Origin of the sequence: Neobacillus thermocopriae, from assembly GCF_010975035.1 — a bacterium.
GTDB lineage: Bacteria > Bacillota > Bacilli > Bacillales > Cytobacillaceae > Neobacillus > Neobacillus thermocopriae.
The window spans coordinates 1-13,858 of record NZ_JAAIUV010000022.1; the positions used below are offsets into that span (position 1 = coordinate 1).

Genomic DNA, 13,858 nt, shown 5'->3' on the forward strand with positions numbered 1-13,858 from the left:
TAAAATCCGCATTATATTTTTTACCTGTATTTTTGTTTACCATTTGGACACAACCTTTCTATACCTAGTATGGTCAGATTTACAAAAAACTTAACTTAGTTGTGTCCATGAAACTATACTAGCATCATAAAAACTTTTTACATTTAATGTTAGTTTAATAAGGATTACGCATTAAATTTTGACAATCTTAAACTTTCATATGCATCTGTCATTTCAAATACAAATGATGTTGGTAGTTATTCTTTAATATGCTATTTTGTGTTTTTGTTACTACGACTATTTATAAATAAGAACCAAGCAAGGAAATTAACGAAATATTTTGTAGCAATACCTTTAAAACGGTCAATCCACTTTTTACTTCCGAAAATGAAAGCTGTTGACATTTTGAATGAGATATAAGTCTTTGATTATGTGCTTTCTGTCATTTGATTTTATTCGATTATGCTCCAATCATTTTTCTCTTGCATAGGATTTGTAGGCTCTCCAAGCATCTGTCATTCCACTTCGTTGAAACGTATATTCGGTTTTGAGTGTAAAATTTTTTCTGGTTATCCCAGGAGTTTTTATAAAATAAATAAAGTCGCTAACACGGCCATAATAAAGTAATCGCTGCAATCCATTTTCGTACCGTTTTTAACAAAAATAATCAATGCCCAATTCAATTTTGTCTCATCCACCGTCTTTGTAACAAATTTTTTTCCGATATTGTAATACAAAACCTTAAATAAAGAGAATGCAACTGAACAGAGCAGAAAGAGCAAAATAAACTTACCAAAAAAATTAAGCATCCTGCTGGTCACTTCCAGATTTTTTTATTCTTCAACTAACACCTCGATTTTACCAAAATATGTTTATTTTAGAAGAGTAGAAGCTTGTAGCATTTTGATCAAGAGGAAGAGAGGGCTTATTTCATTTCCACACCGGCAACCTTCTCAAAATTAATGAGGTTAGTGTTACAACATGGAACAGCTTGCGAAGCTGGTTTATGTAATGGATATGGGTCTCTATGTGAATGATATCTACCCGGTTTCGTGTCCGTTTAGAATTGGAAGCGACTTAATACAAATCTCTAGCAGTGCTTATTGTATTAATGGGGCAGGTTTAAGAATGGTGAATTAAAAAAAGCTACTGAAATTTCAGTAGCATTTTTTAATAGGTTTCGTAAATAATGATGTCTGTCAGGGGAACATTATCTTCTAAAGATTTCACTAGACTGAAAATAATCGAAAGATAAAATTTATATTTCCGTATTGATCAGTCATTCCATTTCCCTTGACATATTACAGTTTAATAAAAAAGTGACTATATTCACATCCACTATTATTATGATTAGTTATATTTAGTTAAAATTAGTTATAAATAAATTGGAGATGGATAAGAATGATGAAAAGGAAGTACTCGAATTATTTATTCTATTTGTTTATACTACTTTTAATAATTATGTCTGGTTGTTCCTCCAGTGATAATGTGAGTGAACAAGAAGAGCAAAAACTACAAGGTGTTGAGGAGAAAGTAGAGTTAACAGTATCTGCAGCGGCAAGTTTACAAAACGCTTTAAATGAAATAAAAGAGAAGTACACAAACGAACATCCAAATGTCAAAATAAATTATAATTTTGGGGCATCAGGAGCCCTTCAACAACAAATTTCACAAGGTGCGCCTGTGGATATTTTTCTTTCTGCTGCAGAGGACAAATTTGAACTTCTAATAGAACAAGGGTTGATTGATAAGAAAAAGAGTATGGATCTTGTTGGAAATGAAATTGTACTAGTGGTACCAAAAGAAGCAACTAGCATTAAAACCTTTAAAGATTTGACTAAAGCAGAGAAAATATCTATTGGTACCCCTGAGTCTGTACCAGCAGGAAAATATGCAAAGGAAACATTAGAAAAAATGGATATATGGCCAGCTGTGGAAGGAAAAATCGTTTATGCAAAGGATGTACGTCAAGTTCTAACCTATGTTGAAACAAACAATGTTGATGCAGGGATCGTCTATAAAACGGATGCTTTCATTTCAGATAAGGTAAAGATTGTTACAACGGCAGATGAGAAATCTCACTCGCCAATTATTTATCCATTAGGGGTAATAAAGAATAGTTTGCATGCAAAAGAAGCTCAACAATTCTATGAGTATCTTCAGTGCGAAACATCGATAAACATATTAGAAAAGTATGGATTTAATAAGTTAAACTAAAAAATGGCTTCATATCTTTGGCTAAAAAGGTGTGTAATCGCCCGCCAAGGAAAATAGAAGTTTTCGAATTTTATGCCATATCAGATGGATGTAGCAGAATATATAAAGAAAATGATGGTGTCAATGAAATTGGGAAACAGCAGATCCCTGATCCTATGAAAGTATCATATAATAATCTTTTTATTAATGGTGTATTACAACCTAAAGAGATGTATGAAGTGGAAAAAGGTGAAATTAGATTGAAATCAGAAGATATTCCTATTATAGGAGTACCAATAATGCTTCAAATGTTTAAATTTTAGGTTAATAAAGTCTTAATTTAATAAAGAGATTTTTTATATTTTTTCTAATTAACAAGTCAGCATTACAATGTTGCATCAAAAAACTACAGTGAAATAAAGGTAATTCAAAAGTGATTCTTTTTGAATCGAGTAATGCGTAAGTTGTCGAAGCTTTTTTCTCTAATAGAGTAAAATGAAATGTGGTATTTCAAAGGAAATTCGAAGTTGACCGATTCATTGGGAGTGCAGTTGTGGCGTCTCGCCACTCGGGTGCTTTCGTTTGTACATTTTCCTATCTTAAAAAAGCCCTAAAATGAGGCAATAATACTATGTCTCATTTTGGGGCATTTTTTGTTCATTTTTGTAATGAAGTATTTTTCTCACACATTTCTTTTTCCAATATTTTAGATTGATTGCTAATGTAAAAAAATATGAAACTTTTTCCAATAGGAATCGTATATAGAACTGTATGATTCATTTTGGAATATAGGGGGGTAACTTATGGAAGTACAGACAGAATTAAAGAAAGAGAATCCTAGTTTGTTAGGGATGTTTACAAGCCCAGGTGAACAGTTCGAAAGAATTAAAGTCAATCCGAAAATATGGATGCCATTATTGATCGTATCCATTCTTTACGGAATCGGTTCCACTTTAATGGCATTATCAATGGATGTTGGAACATTAATTGATCAAGGTGTTCCAGAGGATCAGGCAGAGTTTCTACTTGGTTTTACTAAGATAACCACTTCCATCACTGGTTTCTTCACACCAATTATTGGTGTGTTAATTAGCAGTGCTATTTATTTACTGGTGGCGAAGATTGCGGGTGCATCTGTAACTTTTAAACAATTATTTTCAATGAATACATTCATTATGGTTATCAGCGGAATTGGGCTGGTCTTAAATATGGCAATTATTTATTTAATTAACGGGAATCCTGACATTTTTATTACTAGTTTAGCAGGTGTATTTAATCAAGAAAAAACAGGATTATTAAGCTCCCTTGAAATATTTGGAATATGGTCAACTATTTTAACAGCCATTGGCCTTCATAAAACAGCTAATTTTTCAAAAGGACTCGCATGGACAATTGCAATTATTTTCTTTCTTATCAGCTTGGGTTTTGGGTTAATTGGATCAATGTTTAATGGAATAGCCCAGTAATTATCTGAAACCGTCCATTTAATTGAAGCAAAAATTGCGTGAATGGAAAGGAGAAAAGGGAGGAGGGCACTTCTAATCAATGCAGGGAGTGCCTTACCTTAATAAAATGAATAAGAAAACATGGATTGCTGTTGGAGTTATTAGTTTAATTATCCTCACAGTTTCGGTTAGCGTTTATCGGCAGGTATTTGCAAAAGGTCCTTCTGTAAAAATCACCAAAATGATTCATGAAGAAATTTCTGAGAAGTTGATGGTACCGGGTACTGTCAAACTACAGGAGGAACAAGTTATCTACACCTCGCCAGAAAAGGGAGAGGTAAAGGAATTCTTTGTCCAAGAAGGGCAGTCAGTAAAATCAGGAACTGTTCTTGCGAAACTTGAAAATCCTCAGCTTGATTTAGAAATCGAACAAAATAAATTAGCCATTGAAACAGCGAAATTGAAAATCAGTCAAATGGATAAGCAAATCAAACAATTAAAGGATAAGGAAAGAACATTAATTGAACAGGTAGGAAAGAAAGAAGCGAAAAAACAGCTTGATCCCGAATTTGATCGTTTAGAAATGGAAAAGGAATTGGCGAATCTTGACCTCAAACAAGCGAATCTGCAAAAGGACTTGTTAGCAAAGCGCCAAAGTGAATTAGAGATAAAAAGCACAATCGATGGATTCGTTTTAACGATAAATAAACAAGTTGTAGCATCGGGACAATTAGCGAACAGTGAGCCATTAATACATATTGGAAAAATGGATGGTATGAACGTAACGGGGCTTCTTTCCGAATATGACACATTAAAGGTTCAAGTGGGGCAAAAGGTTCATTTAAGATCCGATGCCCTGACAGATCAAAAGTGGCAAGGTGAGATTTCTAACATTGGCATCTTACCAGAAAAAACATCTCAAACGGGGATGCCAAACGAAACTCAGGCAGTTCAATATCCAATAACTGTAAAGATTAATGGAGAATTAAAAGATTTGAAGCCTGGTTTTCAGGTCATCATGGAAATTGAAACGGAAAAGAAAATGGCAGCGGTTCTTCCAATAGATGCCATTCATGACGATGGAAATGGTTCGTATGTTTTTCTTGTAAAAGATGGAATAATTCGAAAGCAAAAGGTGAAGACAGGTGTTGCCTCCGGACAAAAGATAGAAATCCTCGAAGGGGTTACAGCTAAAGACCGTGTAGTAGTGAACGGTCCTGATAAGATGAAGGACGGGATGGAAGTGACAGTCAAATGATTCAATTGCAATCCATCAAAAAGTCCTTTTTGATCGGCAAGGAAAAAATTAATGTCTTAAACGATATTAATTTAACTATAGAGGACGGAGAATTCGTTGCGATAATGGGTCCATCCGGATCAGGAAAGTCTACTTTAATGAACATAATCGGATGTTTGGATAAACCAAGCTCTGGTAATTACTTCCTTGAGGGAGATGATGTTTCTAATTATAACGATAAAGAACTAGCAAAAGTACGAAATGAATCAATTGGTTTTGTTTTCCAGCAATTTCATCTTCTCCCACGTCTAACGGCTTTGAAAAATGTGGAATTACCGATGATTTATGCAGGAGTATCAAAACAGGAAAGGCGAGAGAGAGCGGTGGAAGCACTGGAGAAAGTCGGACTCTCTGATCGAATGGATCATTTACCTAATGCTCTTTCTGGTGGACAAAAGCAGCGTGTTGCTATAGCAAGAGCTATAGTAAACAAACCAAAACTGGTTTTGGCAGATGAACCGACAGGGGCACTTGACACAAAAACAAGTAAATCCATAATGGAGCAATTTAGGGAACTTAATGAGGAAGGTGTAACGATCGTTGTAGTTACGCACGAGCCTGAAATCGCTGAATATGCAGACAGGACCATTATGGTCCGAGATGGTATGATTCAGTCTTCGAGATTTGAAAGGGGACTGTAATCATGAGTTTTATGGAAAATCTTATAATGGCATTAAGCTCGTTAAAAGCTCATAAAATGCGAAGTATATTAACGATGCTTGGAATTATTATCGGAGTCGGTGCGGTTATTATCGTTGTGGCGATTGGGCAAGGTGGGGAAGCCATGCTGAAATCTCAGATAACAGGCCCGGGAAATACGGTAGAAATTTTCTATCAGCCTTCGGATGAAGAATTACGAGCCAATCCGAATATATTGCTTCAGGCACCATTTACTCAGGAGGATATCCGTGCACTTGAACAGATCCCCGAAGTTAAAAGAGTGGTAGCTTCAGGTACGAAAGCCTCAACAGCAAGGATTCAAAAAAAATTGGCGGATGTTTCAGTAACGGGTATTAATCAAGCATTTCTACAATTGAATGAATTGAATACAGCAAATGGAAGGAATTTCTCTACGGCTGACTTTTTAGGAGCTAGACGGGTTGGGTTAATAAGCGATAAATTAAAAAATGAGTTATTTAAAGAAAAAAATCCAATTGGAAGTATTATCATGGTTGCCAATCAGCCTGTAGAAGTCATTGGTGTTCTTGAAAAACCAACCGGTCTTCTTGCTTTCGGATCAATGGAGATTTACTTGCCATTTCAAACATGGAAAATTATTTTTGGAAGCAGTGATTTTACACAGGTAACTCTTCAAGCCTATTCAGCAGAACAATTACAGACAGCAGGGAAAAAAGCGGCTAGCCTTTTGAACAAAATGCATAATACGGAAAAATCCTATCAAGTAATCAATATGGAAGAAATTGCTCAAGGAATTGGCCAGGTTACAAGAATTATGACTTTAATTATTGGAAGTATTGCAGGAATTTCTTTGTTTGTTGGTGGAATTGGTGTAATGAATATTATGCTAGTATCTGTGACAGAGCGGACAAGAGAAATTGGGATTCGGATGGCACTTGGGGCAACAAGAGGGCAAGTACTAATTCAATTCTTAATTGAGTCAATGACATTAACATTAATTGGTGGAATCATTGGCATATTTTTAGGATGGGGAACAGCTTCATTGATAAGCTTTTTCGCTGGATGGCCATCTTTGGTTTCCTGGCAAGTGGTTTTGGGCGGAGTCCTGTTTTCAATGGCCATAGGCATCGTGTTTGGGATTTTACCTGCTAATAAAGCGTCAAAGATGAATCCAATTGAATCTTTACGATATGAATAGCGCATGATATTTAGTGTGTTTTTGCTAGTAACAAGGGTTGATTCATTAATTTGAATCAGCTCTTTTTTGATTGGTGATGACTGACATCTTCATCCATAAATTACTATTATAAAATATTTGAATTTTTAGAAAACTTGATGTATAATAAAAAAAAGCGTAAGGAGTTGATTTCCATGGAAAAGAAATTGCTTAATTCACCATTACATTCGGATGAACATACTGATTCTGTTCTTGCAGAAATGTTCCTAAATCATGCCCTGTTAGAGTTTAAAAGGGAGAAAATCCTTAAGGAAATCGACCAAACGTTATTAGATGGAAACAAGGAGCTCTTCCTTCAATTAACGGAAGAATTAAAGAAGATTAGTTAAGAAGATCCTAAGTTATTTTTATCTACGTATTAGAAGCCCTATCCATTATTTGGATAGGGCTTCTTATCATTTATCTATCTTTCTAATAAATTCAAAATTTGCATTGTTGTTAGATACTTTTATCAAGTATGATGAGTAAAGAGAATTGTTTAAGAGGAGTGAAATCATTGCAGCAGTTACGAGTCTTTAGCAAAAAAATACCCTATACATTTACCAGGTTTTATCAGCAATATCGAACATTAACCAAAGATTGCAGTCATCATGTTCTCTTAGAAAGTGGGCGTGGAGGGAGATACAGTATTGCTGCATTTCAGCCGGAGAAAATAATAATAGGTAAAAATAATAAACTTGAAATACAAGATTCAAAAGGGACTCAAATTTTAGCTGGTAATCCACTTCATCTATTGAATGAATGGATGAGTCAGAATTATATAGAAAGGCAGGAGGGACTACCAGACTTTTTGGGTGGGGCAATTGGCTTTATAAGCTATGATTATGCCCGTTATATTGAAGACCTTCCTGAAATAGCGAAAGATGATTTACAAATGCCTGATCTTTACTTTTTCATCGTAAAGGATTGGTTTGTTTTCGATCATGAAACAAATAATTTATGGTTACTATGTTTGGCTGAAAACGAACTGGATATCGAAGAGAGACTATCTAGATTGGAGAAACGTTGGCTCGAGGAACTGCCTTTCGAACCGAATACAATAAAGGAAACGATCGACACCAAACATTTAGAGGTATCATTGACCGAAAAAGAATTTATGGACGCAGTAACAAAAGTCCAGCAATATATTGCCCAAGGAGATGTTTTTCAGGTCAATTTGGCAGTTCGACAGTCCCAACCTATAGGAGTAAAGGCAATTGATGTGTATGACCAATTACGAAAATTAAATCCTTCTCCATATATGGGTTATCTTCATACTCCAGATTTTCAAATTGTTAGTGGTTCACCTGAACTTTTAGTAAAAAAATCGGGGGCACAAGTAAGTACGCGTCCAATAGCCGGTACTCGTTCCCGTGGAAAAGATAACGAAGAAGATATAAAATTGGCTAATGAACTAATTGAAAATGAAAAAGAACGTGCCGAACATATTATGCTTGTGGATCTTGAACGGAATGACCTTGGTAGGGTATGTAAATATGGAACTGTTGAGGTTAATGAATTCATGGTGCTTGAAAAATACTCACATGTGATGCACATTGTATCAAATGTTCGTGGAGAAATGTCACCGGAAAAAACAAGTATGGATCTTATTGATGCTGTTTTTCCTGGTGGTACCATCACTGGTGCACCAAAAGTGAGAACAATGGAAATCATTGAAGAACTTGAACAAGTAAGAAGGGGAATTTATACTGGCTCACTTGGTTGGATTGGCTTTAATGGCGACTTGGAATTAAACATCATCATCCGCACCATGCTAGTAAAGGATGGTATGGCTCATGTTCAGGCTGGCGCTGGAATTGTTATTGACTCCAATCCAAAACATGAATATAAAGAATCGTTAAAGAAAGCAACAGCATTATGGAAAGCAAAAGAAATGGCAGAAGGGTGAACAGCATGATATTTATGATTGATAACTACGATTCCTTTACTTTTAATTTAGTGCAATATTTAGGAGAGCTGGGGGAAGAGTTGGTCGTTAAACGTAACGACCAAATGACTATTGAAGAAATTGCTGAATTAAATCCACAATACCTTATGATCTCACCTGGACCTTGCAGCCCAAATGAAGCAGGGATCAGTTTGCAGGCGATAAAGACTTTTGCTGGAAAAATCCCAATATTTGGTGTCTGTCTTGGACACCAGTCCATTGCTCAAGCCTTTAACGGGGAAGTGGTCCAAGCAGAAAGACTTATGCACGGAAAAACATCTGATATGTATCATGACGGAAAGACGATTTTTCAAGGTTTGCCAAATCCTTTTCCTGCAACAAGATATCACTCGTTAATTGTAAAAAGAGAGACATTGCCCGATTGTTTCGAAATATCCGCATGGACAAAGGAAGGGGAAATAATGGCCATTCGCCATAAAGAACTTCCCATTGAAGGTGTACAGTTTCATCCTGAATCTATTATGACAACTTCAGGAAAAAAATTACTGCAAAACTTCGTCCATCATTATGGGATGGCACAAATTACTTTAGGGTAAACGGCTATGTATCTGTATTTGAATGGATCTTTTATCAAGAAAGAAGAGGCCTTTATATCACCGTATGATCATGGATTTTTATATGGAATAGGGCTATTTGAAACGTTTCGGGTCTATGATGGACATCCTTTTCTGCTGGATGACCATTTGGCCCGCCTGAATCATGGATTGGCCGAATGGAATATCCATTATCGTTTTGAAAGGGAGAGTATCTTTCAAATACTCCAAGAGCTACTTAATATAAACGGTCTTAAAAATGCTTATATCCGTTTAAATGTATCTGCGGGAATTGGAGATATCGGATTACAGATGGAACCTTACACGGAACCTAATATTATTATTTTTCCAAAATCGCTCCCCCCTGCTGGTGAAATGACAGAGAAAAAAGCCATTACATTAAAGCTTAAGCGAAATACACCAGAAGGAAAAGAAAGGCTTAAATCGCATCATTTTATGAATAATATTTTGGCTAAAAGAGAAATTGGAAATTCGGGTGACATTGAAGGAATATTTTTAACTGAAGAAGGTAAGATTGCTGAGGGAATTGTTTCTAACGTTTTTTGGAAAAAAGGAAATGGTTTATATACACCTGCTCTTAGTACAGGCATACTTAATGGCATCACTCGGCAATTTCTAATGGAATTAGCAAGACAAAAAGGTTATAACGTTCAGGAAGGACATTATTCTATAGAGGATGTACTTCAGGCAGAAGAAATGTTTGTAACAAACTCCATTCAGGAAATTGTTCCGATAACTAAATTTGATAGACAAGTATTTCCCGGCAAATCTGGTGCATTCGTACAGCAGCTCCATTATGACTATCGCAGGTATAGTAAATATCTCTGGTCAAGACTGTATCTAAGCTAATAAATAAGAGAATAGAGAAGCCGGGACCTTATTCAAAGCCCCTGTTCATTGATTGAACGGGGGCTTACATCATTTAATTAAAGCGATCCCTTCTTTGTCTTTGCATCGTTTCTTATTCCTCATTTCGACAACAAGATGAAAAATCTTTAACGAAAACTGAAAAACAGGACTTTGGATAAATGTATATATAAAAGTGGCAATAAAGACAGGTCCGCCTAATAGAAAGCCGATTAGTAATACGATGCTCTCGACAACGATGCGTGCTTGGCTAACCGATAACCGTGTTTTTTCAGAAATGGAAAGCATAAACCCGTCTCGGGGACCAGCTCCAATCCCTGCTGCAACATACATTCCCCCACCAATTCCTGTTATCACAATGCCAGAGAGAAGAATGATATAATCGATCCATGTGTTCGTGGCTTTTGGCAAAATATCAAGAAATAGAAAGAAGTCCATAATAGGCCCAATACTTATGGCGTTTATAAAAGTTCCAATATTAATATATTTTCGAGCAGTAAAATAAGAAAAAACTATAAGCACTAATCCGCAAATTACTCCCCAAGTCCCAATGGTTAAACCAAAATGTTGATAAAGAGCAACATTTAACACTTCCCATGGATGAAGGCCAAGAAATTTTACTTTAACGGCAATTGCATTTCCAAGACCGAATAGGGTTAATCCTGTAAAAAATATAAAGTACCGAAACCCTTTCAATGGTATTACCCCCAAATCGCAAACAACTATTAGAATATTACCATCTATCTTAATTGAAAGAATGTTTATAATCAATAATTAGATAGAAGGCTAGAATCTCCCTCAATGGACTGATATAATCTGAATTACATAAATATTATTTCAATAGAATATTGGATTAAAATATTAGTTGGAGGATATACCATGATATTTACAGCTTCAGAAAAATTACAAAAATTGTCTTCGAGTATTTTTCAAGAGGTGGCAAACCGTAAACAAGAAGCAATGAATAAGGGTAAAGATGTAATCGATTTAAGTGTAGGAAGCCCTGATTTTCCACCACCACCGTTTGTTATTGACACGCTATTAACGTATACAATGGATCCAAAGAATTATGGTTATACACTTAAAGGTATTCCAGAATTTCATGAAGCGGTTACATATTTTTACAAACAGCGGTATTCGGTTCATTTGGATGCAAAGAAGGAAGTTCTTCAATTGATGGGATCTCAGGATGGTTTAGCACACTTAGCAACGGCAATGATTAATCCAGGAGATTATGTACTGGTTCCAGATCCAGGTTATCCAATCTATGAAGGTAGTGTAACCATTGCAGGTGGGAGCATTTATCCTATGCCACTTCGGTCAGAGAATAGGTTTTTGCCAAAATTGGAGGAAATCCCTGAGGAGATCATTCAAAAAACAAAGATGATGATCTTAAGTTATCCTGGAAACCCAGTTACAGCAATCGCTGATGAATGCTTCTTTGAAGAAGTTGTGGCTTTTGCTAAACGCCATCAAATACTTGTTGTCCATGATTTTGCCTATTCGGAATTAATATATGACGGTCATCCACAAATTAGCTTTTTATCTGTACCAGGAGCAAAAGAGGTTGGAATTGAATTTAATTCCCTTTCCAAGACTTTTAATATGGCAGGTTGTCGAATTGGTTATGCCGTTGGGAATGAACATGTCATTTCAATCCTCGCTTCTTTTAAGTCACATATCGATTATGGAGTCTTTTATCCAATCCAAAAAGCGGCATCTAAAGCATTAACATCGGATTTCGATTACTTGAAAGGTCAAGTAAAAGAATATGAAAGACGAAGAGATGTACTTGTGGAGGGACTAAGAAAAAGTGGCTGGGAAGTGGAAAAATCGCCGGCAACCATGTTTGTTTGGGCTAAAATCCCTCAAGGTTGGACTTCTCGGCAATTTGCCTTTGAATTAATTGACCGTGCAGGAGTAGCAGTCATTCCAGGTGATGCTTTTGGAAAGCAAGGGGAAGGCTATGTGCGTATTGCATTAGTACAGCCTACTAAAACTCTTCAAGAAGCTGCGGAACGGATTCAAGCCTTTTTAGCGAATTGTTCTATTCATAACAAATAAAACATATATTATTTAAGGCCTTCAAAAATTAGGAGGTCTTTTATTTTGAAAAGAAATGAGGGAAGCTATGCCAATTGGAATACACCAGCTGGATCTTGAACTGCCGATTGATGTAATTTGGGAGTTTGTGAAGGATATGGATAATTGGGCTCCACTTGTTCCTAACTATTTGCACCATGAAAAAATAACTGAGCGAAAGTCCATATGGGAATTTAAAAGCGATATTGGTCTATTGAAAAAGAAGATAAGTTTGTATATTGATATTGTGGAATGGAAAGAGCCGACTAGGGTAAGATTTGTATTAACAGGAAAAAGTGAAAAGTATTCTGGCCAGGGGTATTTTGAGGCAAATGCTATAAATGTAAATAAAACAAGGCTAACTGGTTTTCTTGAAATGAACGTAAACGGAATGATAGGCTCTTCTTTAAATTCTAAGTTGGAAGCCGTTCTGCCTGAAATGATCAAAGAAATGGCAACATCAATATCTTCAAAGCTTCTTGAAATGAAATCTAGGTAATATCTAACCTGCAGCAGCAGGTTTTTTTTTTGCAAAGAATGACTCTTTTAATGTAATATGTTTAACAAATTTATAGGGTATGTAATAAAACTACTTTTAATAAACAAAGGCACTTTAATGAAAAGTAACAGGAACAGAGTATGGCTATTCATATTTCTTCAGATCCAACATGGGGCAGTAAATCCTAAAAGTTATGTATAATTATTCTTGCCAATGATACTTGTAAATGAGAAAATAAAAAAGTTGAATTATTGGAAAAAAGTTAGGAGTTTTTTTGATATGGATTTTCTTATGATTTTAAAAGCTATTATTTTAGGTCTTGTAGAAGGATTAACAGAATTTGCTCCTGTATCATCAACTGGTCATATGATTATCGTAGATGACATGTGGCTTCAATCAGAAAATTTTCTAACTAAACATGGGGCAAATACATTCAAAGTAGTAATCCAATTGGGCTCGATTTTAGCCGTGGTTGTTACTTTTAAGGATCGCTTTATTAACTTATTAAGTTTTGGTCGTTTTAGCCCTGAAACAAATCAGGGGAAGGGAAGGTTAAAGCTTTCTCAGATTATCGTTGGGCTAATTCCAGCAGGGGTTTTAGGCGTGCTATTTGAAGATTATATTGACGAATATCTATTTTCAACAAAAACCGTATTAGTTGGACTAGTTATCGGTGCTATCTTTATGATCGTTGCTGATTTTTTCGGACCGAAGAATCCTAAAACCAAGACTGTTGATGAAATTTCATATAAACAAGCATTTTTAGTTGGTTTAATTCAATGTTTCTCCTTATGGCCAGGGTTTTCACGTTCGGGTTCCACGATCTCTGGCGGGGTTCTAGTGGGAATGAGTCACCGTGTGGCAGCTGATTTTACATTTATTATGGCGGTGCCGATTATGGCTGGTGCAAGCTTCCTCTCACTATTAAGTAATTGGGAATACATATCCTTGGATGCATTACCTGTGTTTATCGCCGGATTTATCAGTGCATTTGTTTTTGCATTGCTTTCCATCCGCTTTTTCTTAAAATTGATTAATAAGGTAAAGCTTGTACCTTTTGCTATATATCGAATTGTACTTGCAGTCATCATTTATTTTGTATTTCTTTAATAAAT

General features: G+C 35.7%; 16 protein-coding genes and 1 pseudogene. 14 read left to right on the top strand and 3 right to left on the bottom strand.

Annotation, left to right across the window (positions count from 1 at the left end):
* Nucleotides 1-164: 164 nt before the first annotated feature.
* Both G4Z05_RS12840 and G4Z05_RS12845 read right to left on the bottom strand, forming a co-directional pair.
* A pseudogene (locus tag G4Z05_RS12840) lies at nt 165-498 on the bottom strand (IS1595 family transposase); the annotation flags it as partial.
* Between the two features lie 65 nt (nt 499-563).
* On the bottom strand, nt 564-788 hold the full coding sequence (locus tag G4Z05_RS12845) for a hypothetical protein (protein ID WP_163252241.1): 225 nt from the start codon (nt 786-788) through the stop codon (nt 564-566).
* A 172-nt stretch (nt 789-960) separates the two neighbouring features.
* Between G4Z05_RS12845 and G4Z05_RS12850 the strand changes: the two genes are divergently transcribed.
* From G4Z05_RS12850 to pabC, 11 genes are all read left to right on the top strand, one after another.
* A complete protein-coding gene (locus G4Z05_RS12850; protein ID WP_163252242.1) occupies nt 961-1,119 on the top strand; it encodes a hypothetical protein in 159 nt (52 codons plus the stop codon).
* A 264-nt stretch (nt 1,120-1,383) separates the two neighbouring features.
* Nucleotides 1,384-2,196: a molybdate ABC transporter substrate-binding protein gene (gene modA / locus G4Z05_RS12855; RefSeq protein WP_163252285.1), complete on the top strand. Its 813-nt coding sequence runs from the start codon at nt 1,384-1,386 to the stop codon at nt 2,194-2,196.
* A gap of 17 nt (nt 2,197-2,213) precedes the next feature.
* Complete coding sequence (locus G4Z05_RS12860) at nt 2,214-2,498, top strand: DUF4183 domain-containing protein (RefSeq protein ID WP_205597550.1); 285 nt, start codon at nt 2,214-2,216, stop codon at nt 2,496-2,498.
* A 480-nt stretch (nt 2,499-2,978) separates the two neighbouring features.
* Complete coding sequence (yknW, locus tag G4Z05_RS12865) at nt 2,979-3,641, top strand: YknW family membrane protein (protein WP_163252243.1); 663 nt, start codon at nt 2,979-2,981, stop codon at nt 3,639-3,641.
* A 79-nt stretch (nt 3,642-3,720) separates the two neighbouring features.
* Nucleotides 3,721-4,878 (top strand): efflux RND transporter periplasmic adaptor subunit, encoded by a 1,158-nt coding sequence (locus G4Z05_RS12870; RefSeq protein WP_240465386.1) that lies wholly within the window; start codon nt 3,721-3,723, stop codon nt 4,876-4,878.
* On the top strand, nt 4,875-5,558 hold the full coding sequence (locus G4Z05_RS12875; RefSeq protein ID WP_163252244.1) for an ABC transporter ATP-binding protein: 684 nt from the start codon (nt 4,875-4,877) through the stop codon (nt 5,556-5,558). The genes G4Z05_RS12870 and G4Z05_RS12875 overlap by 4 nt, the downstream gene beginning before the upstream one ends.
* Before the next feature lie 2 nt (nt 5,559-5,560).
* Complete coding sequence (locus tag G4Z05_RS12880) at nt 5,561-6,754, top strand: ABC transporter permease (protein WP_163252245.1); 1,194 nt, start codon at nt 5,561-5,563, stop codon at nt 6,752-6,754.
* A gap of 173 nt (nt 6,755-6,927) precedes the next feature.
* Nucleotides 6,928-7,122, top strand: coding sequence for an IDEAL domain-containing protein (locus G4Z05_RS12885; protein ID WP_163252246.1), 195 nt, complete (start codon nt 6,928-6,930; stop codon nt 7,120-7,122).
* Nucleotides 7,123-7,289: 167 nt separating this feature from the next.
* A complete protein-coding gene (locus G4Z05_RS12890; RefSeq protein WP_163252247.1) occupies nt 7,290-8,681 on the top strand; it encodes an anthranilate synthase component I family protein in 1,392 nt (463 codons plus the stop codon).
* A 5-nt stretch (nt 8,682-8,686) separates the two neighbouring features.
* Nucleotides 8,687-9,277, top strand: coding sequence for an aminodeoxychorismate/anthranilate synthase component II (pabA, locus tag G4Z05_RS12895; RefSeq protein ID WP_163252248.1), 591 nt, complete (start codon nt 8,687-8,689; stop codon nt 9,275-9,277).
* 6 nt (nt 9,278-9,283) lie between these two features.
* Nucleotides 9,284-10,144, top strand: a complete 861-nt coding sequence (gene pabC, locus G4Z05_RS12900) for an aminodeoxychorismate lyase (protein ID WP_163252249.1) — start codon at nt 9,284-9,286, stop codon at nt 10,142-10,144.
* Between the two features lie 69 nt (nt 10,145-10,213).
* Here pabC and G4Z05_RS12905 read toward each other — a convergent pair whose 3' ends face one another.
* Nucleotides 10,214-10,858 (bottom strand): YczE/YyaS/YitT family protein, encoded by a 645-nt coding sequence (locus G4Z05_RS12905; RefSeq protein WP_205597552.1) that lies wholly within the window; start codon nt 10,856-10,858, stop codon nt 10,214-10,216.
* Between the two features lie 183 nt (nt 10,859-11,041).
* On the opposite strand from G4Z05_RS12905, the gene G4Z05_RS12910 reads away from it, so the two are divergent.
* The 3 genes from G4Z05_RS12910 to G4Z05_RS12920 all read left to right on the top strand — a co-directional run bounded on the left by G4Z05_RS12910 (nt 11,042) and on the right by G4Z05_RS12920 (nt 13,853).
* Nucleotides 11,042-12,226 (top strand): LL-diaminopimelate aminotransferase, encoded by a 1,185-nt coding sequence (locus G4Z05_RS12910; RefSeq protein WP_163252250.1) that lies wholly within the window; start codon nt 11,042-11,044, stop codon nt 12,224-12,226.
* 67 nt (nt 12,227-12,293) lie between these two features.
* Nucleotides 12,294-12,743 (top strand): SRPBCC family protein, encoded by a 450-nt coding sequence (locus G4Z05_RS12915; RefSeq protein WP_163252251.1) that lies wholly within the window; start codon nt 12,294-12,296, stop codon nt 12,741-12,743.
* A 279-nt stretch (nt 12,744-13,022) separates the two neighbouring features.
* The gene (locus tag G4Z05_RS12920) at nt 13,023-13,853 is read left to right on the top strand and encodes an undecaprenyl-diphosphate phosphatase (RefSeq protein ID WP_163252252.1); all 831 of its coding nucleotides are present in this window, start codon (nt 13,023-13,025) and stop codon (nt 13,851-13,853) included.
* Nucleotides 13,854-13,858 lie beyond the last annotated feature (5 nt).